The sequence below is a fragment of the Streptomyces sp. 6N223 genome, assembly GCF_052246635.1.
Lineage (GTDB): Bacteria > Actinomycetota > Actinomycetes > Streptomycetales > Streptomycetaceae > Streptomyces.
In genome coordinates this window covers 1-12,068 of the sequence record NZ_JBQQCA010000030.1, presented here as the reverse complement: position 1 = coordinate 12,068, position 12,068 = coordinate 1, and the positions used below count along the sequence as shown (strand labels likewise).

At 68.9% G+C, this 12,068-nt stretch carries 11 protein-coding genes and 2 pseudogenes; 2 read left to right on the top strand and 11 right to left on the bottom strand.

The annotated features are described in order from the left end of the window. Window positions 1–53 precede the first annotated feature (53 nt). The 4 genes from ACTWQH_RS19145 to queD all read right to left on the bottom strand — a co-directional run bounded on the left by ACTWQH_RS19145 (window position 54) and on the right by queD (window position 2,988). Window positions 54–1,214, bottom strand: coding sequence for a glycosyltransferase family 4 protein (locus tag ACTWQH_RS19145; protein WP_443287842.1), 1,161 nt, complete (start codon window positions 1,212–1,214; stop codon window positions 54–56). Window positions 1,215–1,292: 78 nt separating this feature from the next. After that, the gene (gene folE / locus ACTWQH_RS19140) at window positions 1,293–1,871 is read right to left on the bottom strand and encodes a GTP cyclohydrolase I (RefSeq protein WP_443287841.1); all 579 of its coding nucleotides are present in this window, start codon (window positions 1,869–1,871) and stop codon (window positions 1,293–1,295) included. Next, entirely contained in the window at window positions 1,868–2,536 is a 669-nt protein-coding gene (locus ACTWQH_RS19135; RefSeq protein WP_443287840.1) for a 7-carboxy-7-deazaguanine synthase QueE, read from the bottom strand. The genes folE and ACTWQH_RS19135 overlap by 4 nt, the downstream gene beginning before the upstream one ends. Before the next feature lie 89 nt (window positions 2,537–2,625). Beyond that, entirely contained in the window at window positions 2,626–2,988 is a 363-nt protein-coding gene (gene queD, locus ACTWQH_RS19130) for a 6-carboxytetrahydropterin synthase QueD (protein ID WP_443287839.1), read from the bottom strand. A 198-nt stretch (window positions 2,989–3,186) separates the two neighbouring features. On the opposite strand from queD, the gene ACTWQH_RS19125 reads away from it, so the two are divergent. Further along, window positions 3,187–4,080, top strand: a complete 894-nt coding sequence (locus ACTWQH_RS19125; protein ID WP_443287838.1) for a glycosyltransferase family 8 protein — start codon at window positions 3,187–3,189, stop codon at window positions 4,078–4,080. Between the two features lie 41 nt (window positions 4,081–4,121). Here the strand turns inward: ACTWQH_RS19125 and queC are convergent, their stop codons facing one another. From queC to ACTWQH_RS19100, 5 genes are all read right to left on the bottom strand, one after another. Then, a complete protein-coding gene (gene queC / locus ACTWQH_RS19120; protein WP_443287837.1) occupies window positions 4,122–4,853 on the bottom strand; it encodes a 7-cyano-7-deazaguanine synthase QueC in 732 nt (243 codons plus the stop codon). Between the two features lie 98 nt (window positions 4,854–4,951). Next, entirely contained in the window at window positions 4,952–7,837 is a 2,886-nt protein-coding gene (locus ACTWQH_RS19115; RefSeq protein WP_443287836.1) for an AAA family ATPase, read from the bottom strand. 116 nt (window positions 7,838–7,953) lie between these two features. Further along, entirely contained in the window at window positions 7,954–8,853 is a 900-nt protein-coding gene (locus ACTWQH_RS19110) for a class I SAM-dependent methyltransferase (protein WP_443287835.1), read from the bottom strand. Window positions 8,854–9,203: 350 nt separating this feature from the next. Beyond that, window positions 9,204–9,563: a DoxX family protein gene (locus tag ACTWQH_RS19105; protein ID WP_443287834.1), complete on the bottom strand. Its 360-nt coding sequence runs from the start codon at window positions 9,561–9,563 to the stop codon at window positions 9,204–9,206. 169 nt (window positions 9,564–9,732) lie between these two features. Further along, the gene (locus tag ACTWQH_RS19100) at window positions 9,733–10,227 is read right to left on the bottom strand and encodes a cupin domain-containing protein (protein WP_443287833.1); all 495 of its coding nucleotides are present in this window, start codon (window positions 10,225–10,227) and stop codon (window positions 9,733–9,735) included. Between the two features lie 81 nt (window positions 10,228–10,308). Here ACTWQH_RS19100 and ACTWQH_RS19095 point away from each other — a divergent pair, with 81 nt between their 5' ends. Continuing rightward, the gene (locus tag ACTWQH_RS19095; protein ID WP_443287832.1) at window positions 10,309–11,160 is read left to right on the top strand and encodes a LysR family transcriptional regulator; all 852 of its coding nucleotides are present in this window, start codon (window positions 10,309–10,311) and stop codon (window positions 11,158–11,160) included. Between the two features lie 121 nt (window positions 11,161–11,281). Here ACTWQH_RS19095 and ACTWQH_RS19090 read toward each other — a convergent pair. Further along, window positions 11,282–11,389: pseudogene (locus ACTWQH_RS19090) on the bottom strand (LuxR C-terminal-related transcriptional regulator); the annotation flags it as partial. A 477-nt stretch (window positions 11,390–11,866) separates the two neighbouring features. Next, window positions 11,867–12,068, bottom strand: a pseudogene (locus ACTWQH_RS19085) (hypothetical protein); the annotation flags it as partial.

Here is a 12,068-nt window from a genome sequence, read left to right as displayed (position 1 = left end):
CCATCCTCTCTGCTGGTGTTACGTGCGGACGGGCGGCTTGGCCGCCCGGCACGTCACAACCCCACGATCTTGAGGAATTCCTCCGCAACATGGGTCGGGGTATGGGAGATGGTCCGCAGCTGCGCCTGGCGTGAGGCCTCGAGGTAGCCCGCCTCGTCGCCGAGCAGTTCGGTGGTGGCCGACCACAGCGCGCTCATACGTCGTGCCACGGAAGGGATGTGGACAGCGGGCCCTCGCAACGCCGGGAGGTCCCCGTCTCCCTTCGCGGAGAACTCGACGGCGCGTCCACCAGCTCCGACCAGCACCGGAAGATGGCCCATGCGGAAACCGACGACGGGGGTTCCCACGGAGAGCGCCTCGGCGGCGACATTGCTGAAGCTCTCGGGACCGGTTGAAGGCACCAAGGCGACGGCCGCCTCCGCGAAGAAAGGCTGGACCTCACTCCAGGGCAGGGGCGGCAGGATCTCCACGTCCTCCAGCGCGTCGGCCAGCTCGGAACACTCCCGCAGATACCGGTCCTGGAGGGCCGGCAGGAGTTCGAACCCCGCTTTGGCCAGGACGACCTGGACGGGCCGGTCGAGTCCCGGTGGCAGCGACCGCAACAGGTCGGCGACCCCTTTCTGGGGATCGGCGCGTGCCACCACCCGGACGGGTCCCGTGCGGCGGAGCTCCTCGCGCCGGGCACTGTCGGGCGCGCCGCCCTCGGTGAGGAGAGCGTTGGGGAGCGCGTGCCAGGCACGGGAGTCGATGCCGGCTCGGGCGGCCTCCTCGATCATGAACTGGCTCACGGTGACGACCGCGTCGGGCTCGTTCGCCAAACTCTGGCGCATCGCCTCGTCGGTGCGAGGGAAGTGCACCATGAGCGCGGTGCGCGTCCCCGGCCCCGCAGGGCTGAGGAAGCCCAGACCGGACACCGCGTCGCCCCAGCAGGCGACATCCATCCGGTGGTCCGCGAGGATCCGCCGAACCTCCCGCCCGATCGCCTCGGTGTCGGCGAGCAGCATGGGGATCTCCTCGTAGGGGACAGGGCGGGGGAACGTCACCGAGGTGAGGCGGACTACGTGCGGGTCGGGGACGCTGTCCGAGGAGCTCGCGGCGATGATGAGGGTGCGATGGCCCAGCGCGCGCAGTCCGGCGGCGAGGGAGGCGAGGGAGCGTTCGATCCCCGCGGGTTCGTCGGAGTGGTAGGTGAGCATGACGAATGCGATGTTCATGTGTCCGCCCGCAGCGCGAAGATGTCGGATGACGACGAGTCGGGGTGGGCGTGGGCTCGGAGTCGTGGCGGACGCCGTTCAGCTCCTGGGAAAGGCAATCCTGATCAACTCCTCGCGGGGTGGTCCGTAGTCGCGGAAGATCCCGTCGAAGAACGAGCAAGTCATGAGCGCGGAGGTGCGGATGCCTCGCATGCTCATGCACAGGTGCTCGCCGTGGCCGATGACGGCGACGTCGTCTGTCCCGGTCACCTTGGAGATCTCCTCGGCGATCTCGCGTACCAGGCGTTCCTGGACTTGGAGCCGGTGCGCGTGGCGGTGGGCGATCCGGGCGAACTTGGACAGTCCCAGCACGTGTTCCCCGGGCTTGTACGCAATGGTCAGCGCGCACGAGAAGGGCAGTAGATGATGTTCGCACAGCGACCACACGTTGATGTCCGAGACCATGACGATCTGCCCGTCGGTGTGCAGCGGGAAGAGCGTTTCGACCTGACCGGCCTGATAGTTGCTGAATTCCCGCCACCATCGGGCGAATCGCTCGGGAGTGCCCCGCAGGCCACTGCGGTCGGGGTCCTCGCCAATCTCGATGAGGAGCTGCCGCGCCACTGCCTCCAAGGGATCGCGTACGGCATGGTCTTGAGGTAGGTCTGCAAGCGTCATACGCCTCTCCGATCGCCCCACATCGTGATGTGCAGCCTGGTGGTCAGATTCCAACCGCGGGCAATGGCGGGGTCTCGCAACCGGGCGAGGGACCCGTCGATCGCCACCTGGTTCCGTCCTTCCGGCATCACCCAGACCGAGTCGATGCCGTACTGTTCGACGAGCAACCCGACCTCGTCGAGGTCGGCCGCGGTGCGGCAGACGAACTTGAAGGCGGTGCCCGGCACGGCGGCGAACGCCGTCAGCGCTCTTCCGACGATGCGTCTGCTTTCCGGGTCCCCCGAGTGAGCCAACTTCGGCGACACGTTGAACCGCACCAACTCCGCGAGCCGGGGGTCCGGTGCGACTGTTCCGTTGGTCTCGATTTCGATGTCGTGTCCTGAATCGCGGAGATCTCGCACCAACGGATAGAGCCTGGTCTGTTGGTTCAACGGTTCGCCGCCGGATACGACGATGAGCGGAACGTCGTAGGCGACCAGGCGGTCACGGACTTCCGTATAGGGAATCACCCGCAGTTCCTTTTTGGGGTCGTAGACGATTCCGGTGTCGCTCCGGCCGGTCCAGTCCCAGGTGTAAGGAGTGTCACACCAGCGGCAGGCGAGATTGCACCCGCCCAGCCGGGCGAAGGCGCAACGACGCCCCAGTGAAGGTCCTTCTCCCTGCACAGTTCAAGTGGGGCCGAATATCTCGTTCACCACGAGCCTCGGCGTCTCCACGGCATCACCTCCTTCCGTCCCGGAGCCCGAAGCCGCGCTCATGGCTTGTACTCCGCCCACGTCTTGACCGTCTCCGAGACGCGCACCGCGCTCAACTCCGGATAGCGAGACGTCCACCGCTCATAGATCCAGCGGCACAGGTTCTCCGCCGTGGGGTTGAAGGGGACCAGGTCGTTCAGATGCCGGTGATCCACCTCGCCGTCCAACCAGCGGGAGAATTCCTTCAGATCACCGTAGTCCCGCACGAACCCCACCTTGCCCAGGTTGTCCGTGCCGACCGAAAGCGTCAGTTCCACGATGTAGTTGTGACCGTGGAGGCGTGAGCACTGATGGTCGGGCGCGAGACCGTCGAGTCGGTGACTCGCCGAGAAGTGGAATTCTTTCGAGATGCCGAAAGGCATGGGCCAACCTCCTTGTACTCAAGGATCTCCGCGGCACGCGCTGTATGCATCACGGTCGTGACCGAGAGATCTGCCAGGCTCTCATGATGGGGTGGCCGGAGACCGGTCCAGCGCATATGCTCGGTACCCGCCCGCGCATCCACGACGCCGGTTTCTCGCCCCTCAGATACGGGAAGCGTGTACCGAGGAAGGACATCCGTGAACGCGAATGCTGACGGTGTGGTCCTGTGTTTCGACTCCAACTACGCATGGCCGGCGTGTGTGGCAATGCACTCGGTCATCCGCACCTGGTCATCCGCCAAGCCCCTGAACCTCTATTGCCTGTGCGATTCGTCCCTCACGGCGGCGGACCGGACGATGGTCGAGGCCGTGGGTCGACAGGGGAACTGCGAGGTGCGGATCATCGACGTCGAGATCTCGGTCCCCGAGATACGCATCGCGCACCTCAGCGCCATGGCCTACGCGCGCGCCATGGCTCCAGAGCTGATCGACGCGACGTATTTGGTCTACCTCGATTGCGACGTCATCGCGTGTGCCAGTATCCACGCGCTGTTGCGTCCGATCGCCGCCGACTATCCGCTGGCGGCGGCTCGCGACGTCTACGGTCCGGAGCTCGCCGCGCCCCATATCGGCCCGCAGCGCTTTCCGTTCGGTCGACGCGCGGGCACGTTCCCCTACTTCAACTCCGGGGTGATGGCCGTCGACGTCGCGAGATGGCGCGAGCAGGCCGTGACACGGCGTGTCACGGCCTTGATGCGCGATCCGGAATGGCGACCCGCGCTGGACGACCAGGACACCCTTAACTATGTTCTGGACGGCCGGTTCGAAATGCTCGACCCTCGATGGAACGTCATTCCGGTGGACTTTCTCAACCGCAGCTTCGGCTCGGCATCCATCCCGGGAGACCGGTACGTACCGGCCGAGTACCAGCGGGATCTCGAGGAATCACCCTGGGTGGTTCACTATCTGACCGACCGCAAGCCGTGGCTCGTCGAGTACGGTGACGATTCTTTGGGCCGCCTCTGGCACGCGACGGCGGCCGAGGCGGCCGGGATCCTCGATCAGGCTGGCGTCTCCCGGCCGTCGACCTGACGACGACACGCCCGTCACGCGGGTTCGTCACGCGGGTACGGTCAAGGCGCCGCGAAGCGTGTGACGCCATCCAGGTATTCGGTGGGGTCGGTGAGGCCGGCCTCTCGGAAGGCCTCACGCCGCTCGTAGCAGGTCCCACACGTTCCGCAATGGATATCACCGCCCTTGTAGCACGACCAGCTGAGCTCCAGCGGCGCGCCGAGTCGCACGCCGTGCCGGGCGATGTCGGCCTTGGACCACGTCAAGAAGGGAGCCTCGACGCGCGGCGCGGCGAACCCCTCGTTGGCCACCGTCACCAGGTGGCGCAGCGCGTCGACGAAGACGGGCCGGCAGTCCGGGTAGACGAAGTGGTCGCCGGCGTGCATGCCGAGCGCCACGGTGTCGGCCCGCCGGGCCACCGCCACCGACACCGCGAGGTTCGCCAGCACGGCGTTGCGGTTCGGAACAACCGTGGCGCGCATGGCTTCCTCCGCGAAATGCCCGTCAGGCACGGCGACGTGCTCGTCGGTGAGGGCCGCGCCCGCCAGCAGTGAACCGAACCCCGCGATCTCCAGCACATGGTGTTCCGCATCGTAGTGCCGGGCGATCCGGCGGGCCGAGTCGATCTCCTTTCGATGTCGCTGCCCGTACTCCACCGTCACGGCCACGAGCCTGAAGCGCAGCGCCGCGAGATGGGCGAGCAGGGTCGTGGAATCCATCCCGCCGGACAACACCACGATCGCGGTGAAGGGGTCCCGGCTGGCGTCGTCTCGTGAGGCGTCCTGTGCTTCCATCGGCATCTCCACATGGGTGCGAATCGGCGCCGAGGCGACACCTCGCCCTGGCCGGCTGTCCTGTGATCACAGTCTTGTTCGCGCGTGACGTCAGCACATCACGGTCCACCACCGAAGGGTTCGGTGCGCCGCGCCGAAGTCGCGGCGCCGTCGGTCAGAATCTCCCAGAGCCCGGGACTGCCGAGGATCTCGCCGAACTCGCCCCGCCCGGAGATACCGAGCTTGCGGTAGGCACTCGACAGGTGCAGCTCCACCGTGCGGCGCGTGATGTGCCGGTTGCCGGCGATCGCGTTGTTGGCCTGACCCAGCATCGCGTCGATCAGGATCTCCCGTTCGCGCGGGGTCAGCGAGCGGATGCCCCGCAGGAAGGCGTCCCGTGGGGCGCGTGTGTCCAGGGCCACGAGCTGAAGCCGCACCCGGTCGGCGAGTTCACGCGCACCTCGGCCGGCAGCTAAGCGCGCCGAGCGGGTCAGGGTGGCCACGGCCTCCCCGTGCCGGCCCAGCCGTGCCAGCACCGTGCCCAACTCGGCGGTCGTTCGCGCCGTTTCGAGGTCATGCCCGGTTTCCTGGATCAGATCGGCTGCCGACGTCAGCAGCTCCACCGCCTCCGGCCCACCGGAGAGCGCGCCCAGCACCCGTAACGCCCGCGCGCGTTCCTGCCGGGAGTCGGTCCGCTCCGCGAACTCCAGCTGCCGGCGGGCGTCTCGCACCGCTTGGTCGGGAGATCCCGTCTTCGCCAGCAGATGGGCACCCTCGTTCCGCCAGTGGAGCGTCCCGGGTCCCCAGGCCCCCGCCGCCTCGCGGCGCCGGACGATCCCCGACAGCTCCCCGGCGCCCCCCGCCAGGTCACCGGCCCTCACCCGCAACCTCGCTCGGGCGAGCGGCACGTCGGCGTCGTACCACTTGAGCGGTGGCTGGCCCTCGTGGTAGTGACGGCGCAGCAGCGACTCCGCGGTGGCCGGGTCGCCCAGGTCCAGGTGGAGGTTGGCCAGCAGGCCGACGAGGCCCCTCCGGAACTGGCCATAGCCGTGGCCATGCATCGGCAGATCCGGGAGCCGATCCGTGAGCACCTGCCGCGCCGCGGACAGCTCACCCGCGGCGTAGTGTCCGGCGGCCTCGGTGAGTTCTACAGCGAAGCGCACCCATCGAGGCAGTCGGCGCACGTCGTCGACGAGTACACGCCGACGCGCGAACGCCTCCGCCTGGTGACCGCAGCCGATCAGCACCGTCAGCGCGGCAGGCAACGCCGGCGGGTGCAGGAGGAGGTCGTCGAGGTCGTGCTCGAGAGCTTCGCGCGCGTCGGCGAGCGCGGTCGACGGCTCCCCGCCCAGCAGATACGAGGAGAGGGCGCTCATCGCCATGGGAGCGGGATGGGGGCGGCGCGTGTCGCCAGAGGCAGGGGAGGCGCCGACGCCTTCGAGGGCTCGGGTGGCGGCCGACGTCGGCGCCATGGACCGGCCGTAGGCGAGAAAGTCCTGCGGCCAGTCGTGCAACTCCGTTCCCGCGACGGCGGACCGCGCCGCCTCCAGGACGCCGCGTGCGTCGTCGCGTTGGTAGCCCTCGCACAGCGTGGCGCCGATCAGGCCGAGCAGCCGGCGCCAGAGCGCCACGTCGGTGGTGCGGCTAAGCATCTCCACCGCGGCGCGCAGGCCTCCTCGTCGGTCGAGTGCGATCCGGGCGGTGGCGAGCTCGGGCGCGACGCGGGACCACGCGCCCTCGGCCCCTGGTTGGGCGGCGCCGGCCTGGGCGGCGTGTTCCAGGTAGCGAACCCGGTCCCGTGCGGTGGTGTCGGCGGACCGGGCGGCTGTGATCAGGGCGGTCACCGACCAGGGGGTGTCCAGGGGCACCGTCGACGCCGCGAGGTGACGGGCCACCCGCCGCGCCGCGTCGCGGCGCCGGTGCAGGAAGGTGGCGGCGGTCAGATGCGCCGCGTTGCGGCTCATCACGGTCATGGAGCCGAGCAGCGCGGTGCTCAGCAATGGGTGGCGCAGCGCCACCGCGTGGTCGTCGGTGACGAGACGCATCCGCGCCAGGAGGTCCAGCGTGGCCAGCGTGTCCTTGAGACGATTCCCGCTGATCCCTGCCACCAGCGCGGGATCCGCCTCGCCGGAAACGGTCGCGACGGCGATCGCCTCGGCCACCGACCGGGCCCGCGGATCGACGCGATTCGCGCGGCGGATCACCGCCTCAGCCGCGGATGGGATCACGGCGTCCCGCAGCTCGGCCGATGCGCGCACCGGGGGCTCCTGTGCCCGGATCCAGTCGCACACGGCGCTGATCATGAACGGATTGCCGGCGGTGATCCGATGACACGTCGCGACGAGGTCGTCGCCGAACGGCCGGCCCAGCCGCTCGTACAGCAGGGTGCCGGTCTCCTGCTCGGACAGACCGCCCAAGGTGATGGCGCGGGCGCCGGCTAACAGATCCGCGAGTTCGGCCGGTGCGAAGGCCGGTTCGCCGCTCCGGGTCGAGGCGATGAGCGTCACCGGCAGGTGCGCGATGTCCCGCAGGGCGCGCCGCAGGCGGACGAGTGAGGCGGGGTCCGCCTGGTCGACATCGTCCAGCGCGATGATCAGGGGGGCGTCGCGGGTCAGCGCTTCCACCAGGTCCAGGAAGCCGGCCGGCACGCCGTCCTCGGCCTGTCTCCAGGCGGGCGTACTGCCGGGCCGGACATGGGCGTTCGGTTGCGTGGCGACGCCATCGGCGTGGCGACGGTCGGCGGCCAGCCGGAGCAGCCCGTCCACGAGCGCCGCGAACAGCCGGTTCGCGTGCCGGGAGCACGCGATGAGAACCGCCGGACCGGCGTGGGACGGTGTGGGACGGCACACCATGGTCAACAGGGCGGTCCGTCCCACCTTGGGCTCGCCCGTCACCACGTGACAGGTGAGTCCCGTGCGCGTGCTGTGATGACGCGCCGACAGCAGTCTCCTGAGCAACTCGGTCCTGCCCACGATCCCACCGTGACGCGTCCGCGTGTCCAGCATCCAAGTCCTCGCAATCGGGAAAGTCTGACCTCGGAGATGGCGTCCCCGCCCTTGGCCGCCGCGGTCCGGCGGCGGGCGGCTGCGTGTGTGCCCACCCGGCTGGGCGTCGTCGGGGGTCAGGAGCCCGGGCGGGCGACCAGGACCGCGGCCTGGTCGCCGATCCCGTGTGGCCGGCGCGCGAAGTGGCGTGCCAAGGCCGGCTCCAGGGCCCTTCTGATCTTCTCGGCCTTCGGGTGCGGTCCGTACCAGAACTCGGTCAGCACGCCCGCCCCCGTCGCGACTCGCTCCGCCATTCCCACATCACCGAACCGGATCGACGCCTCGGTCCGGTGAAGGGAGAAGTCGGCGAAACCATGCTCGGCGAGCACCTGGGCGGCGGTCGACAGCAGGTAGCCGTGATGGTCGTAGGGCTCCTCGGCGACCGGCACGCAGACCTCGTTGAGAAGTGTCAGGAGTTCGTTCCCGGAACCCCCTGCGATCAGCACGATCTTCGACTCCGGATCGCTCGGGTCGCAGACCCGAATCATCTCCGTGACGGCATGCTCGATGTCGCTGACGTAGGGGAGGACCCACGCGCAGTAGACGGCGTCGAACGAGGCGTCGGGAAAGGGAAGCTCCTCGGCGGTCCCTGCGAAGACGTCCACCGCGCCGGTAGTGGCCTCGTCCCGGATCGACTTCACCAGCTGAGCGTGCGGCTCGACGGCCGTGCAACGCCCGATCTGCCCGGCGACGGCGCGCGCCATCTCCCCGCTGCCACCGCCAACGTCGAGCACACGGCGATTGCCGGCCGTGAGGCTACGAATGAGAGCGATCTCCTCGCCGCGTTCCAGCCGGGTCGCGAATCCCACCCACCCGTCGCCGGTCACCTGTCGCGGCCCGCGGTATCGCGCGGGCAGCCGATTGTGGGGGCCTAACGCGGAATGCTCCATGAGTTGGGGCAAGGAAAGCCGTGCGGGGTGCTCAAAATTCCGTGTGACGCTCCCATGCGCCGACGTGTCGAGCCGTGCTTCCGTCATGCCAAGCCCACCTCTGTCAGTCGTGTGTTGAAGGATGGTCATCGGGGGTGGTGCGGCGTGGTTCCGTGAGGGGTGACGCCCTTCTGGCGCCGTTGCGCTTTTCCTGGGTCAGAACGTCCCGCGTGTCCATGCTCCGCGCTGCCGCACTGCGGTCGCATCGGCGAACATCGCCTATACCTCCCGGCCTCCCGGGCGCACGGCGGTTGGCTTTGTTCACGAGTTGCGACGGCAGATGTACGCCTCACCGAGCAGCACGTGGATGGCGGCGTGTTCGATGTTCACGAGGAATGACAGCGGCCGTGGGGCGGCTGGCCATGCGATGGCATCCACGAGTCGAGGACTGTGCTCGATCACAGCCTGGTGGCCAGCCAGACGGTTACGGCCGCGGTGGCGATGAGCCCGACGTTCAGCGCGATCCGGCGGTCTTCGCCGGTCGAGTGGACGGCGATCGCACCGGTCTGCAGGAGTACGAAGCCGATGGCTGCGGCCAGCGCCAGCGAGGGTGCGATGCCGGTCAGCGGCGGCAGGATCAGGCCGGTCGCGCCGAATACTTCGACCGCCCCCAGCGCTCTGACAGCGGGCAAGGGTACGCGGTCGACCCAGGCCATCATCGGTCGGAGCTGATCGCGGCTCCGGCTCAGCTTCAGCGTGCCTGCGTAGAAGTAGAAGAGGGCGAGCAGTCCAGCGACGATCCAATAGGCGATGTTCATGGTTCCCGTTCATGGGCCGCCGGTTCGCGGATACCCGTCGATTGCGTCGATTGCCAGGGAAGCCCTTGGAGAAGGCCCGGTCCGCCGTTCGACAGGTCCGGACGTGAAGGGCGGGAGCACCACGGCCCCGCCGGTTGAACGGAGGGGCGCTCGAGCCGCTTCGCTGACTTCACGCGAAGTCGGTGGCGGGCTCGGTCGCGTAGCGGCTCGTCGCGTCGATATTGGCCTGCGGCGTCAGCGGCTGACCTCCGGCGAGCACCTCCTGAAGGTCGCGGAAGTACTGCAGGTACAGGTCGGGGGTGAATGTGCTGAGCATGACGGCGGGTTGGTCGGTCAGGTTGGCGAAGGTGTGAGGGACACCGGGCGGAACCATCACGAACGTGCCCGTGGTGGCGTCGTAGTCGTCGTCCCCGACGGTGAATCGCACGGTGCCGGAAAGGATGTAGAAGCCCTCGTCGTGTTGGGCGTGGCGGTGCTGCGGCGGTCCCTGGGTGTGTGGGGCGAGGACGGACTCGGCGATCGCGAGGCGGTGCCCGGTGTGGCTGCCGTCCTCCAGCACACGCATGCGCGTGCTGCCCAGAACGATCGTCTCACCGCCGCCGGGACCCACCACTGATACGGCGGAGTCGGTCCGCAGCTCGCTGGTCCTTGCTTCTTCGGTCATGCTCACCAGTGCACCGCCGGAGCCCTGCCAGTGTCCAAGACCCATTCCGCAGCGCCAATACCTCATGGGTATCGTTGCAGTGTGGAGCTACGAACCTTGCGCTATTTCGTGGCGGTCGCGGAGGAACTCCACTTCGGCCGGGCCGCCACCCGGCTGCACATGAGTCAGCCGCCGCTGAGCCGGGCGATCAAGCGGTTGGAGGCCGATGTCGGGGCCCTGCTGTTCACCCGCTCACCTACCGGCATCGCGCTGACGCCGGTAGGCACGGTGCTCCTCGACGAGGCACGGGCCCTACTCGACCACGCCGACCGCGTCGGCGTACGCATCAGCGCGGTGGCCGGCAACGCGACCATCACCGTCGGCATCCTGGACGACAGCACCGACCCGGGAGTGTCCAGGCTGGCCGCCGCCTACCGCCGCAGCCACCCCGGCATCGACATCCGCATCCGCGACACCGACCTGACCGACCCGACGTGCGGGCTGCGCACCGGACTGGTCGACGTCGCCCTCACCCGGGCGCCGTTCGACGAGACTGCCCTGACGGTGCGGGTGCTGCGGACCGACCCGGTCGGAGTGGTCCTGCGCGCCGACGATCCGCTGGCCCACCGCCAACGGCTGCGGCTGGCCGAGCTGAGTGACCGCCGCTGGTTCCAGTTCCCGCAAGGCACCGACCCCATCTGGCAGTCGTACTGGAACGGCGGCAGACCGCGCGAGGGCCCCGTGGTACGCGCAGTCCAGGAATGCCTCCAGGCCGTGCTGTGGAACGGCACGGTCGGCCTGGCCCCCCTCGGACACGACCTGCCCGCAGAGCTGGCCGTGGTACCGCTGGTCGACATGGCGCCAAGCCGAGTGGTGGCGGTGTGGAACGAAGGGGACACCAACCCGTTGATCCAATCCTTCATCGAGAACGCGACAGCCGTCTACCGCCACTGAGCACCGGCACCGGTGCCGCCGCAGCTCGTGAACAATCCGAACGCTGCGGCCTTCCGGACGGCCTCCCGAAGCGGTGAACATCTGCTGCTCCTAATCGCGTACAGAGCCAGGCGGTTGAGGGTCAGGGCAGCCGCACGTTCCGAAGCTGGCGGCGGGAGGTGATGTCGAGCTTGCGGAAGATGTTGCGCAGGTGCGCGTCGATGGTGCGCGGGCTCAAGAAGAGCTGCGCGGCGCGGCGGTCGGGGGCGACCTGCGGGTCGGTCACGGTGGCCAGCGCGCGGTGCGCGCGGCGGCGGTCAGGCGGAGCTGCGGCCCGGTAGACAGCCGAGCGCACCAGCGGATGAGAGAACCGCACCCGGGCGCCGATCTCCAGCAACCCCGCCGCCTGTGCGGGTGCGGCCGCGTCAGGGCCGATCTCGAGGTGGTCCGCGGCGTGCCATAGCAGCGCCGCGTCGCCGAGAGGCTCTGCCGCCGCGAGCAGCAGCAGCTGTTGCGTATCGGCGGGCAGGCTGACCGACCGGCGCTGGAAGCACTCCTCGATCCTGCGTGGCACCCCCAGCGCGTCCGGCCGTTCGAACCCGCCTGCCAGCTCCCCCAGTTGTGCCGTCTTCGTGCTCCGGGGCAGCTCTTAGAGGGCGGTTCGTGAGGTGATGTCCGTTCCTGGCTGAGGCTGGGGACGGGGCTGCTGGTCAGGCAGTTCGGGGGGCTACTGGTTCCTGGTGAAGCTGCCGGCCTTGGGCTCGGTGAGGATGTTGAGCTTGACCAGGCGTTTCAGCTTGGTGCGGGTGCGCTCGATGTTCTTCGGCAGCAGTTCTTGGTCGAGGGCTTCGCAGACGTCGCGGGCGCGCAGGGGGGGCGGTTGTCTGGTTGAAGACGGCGAGGATGCGGGGGTAGTCCGGGTGCTCGGG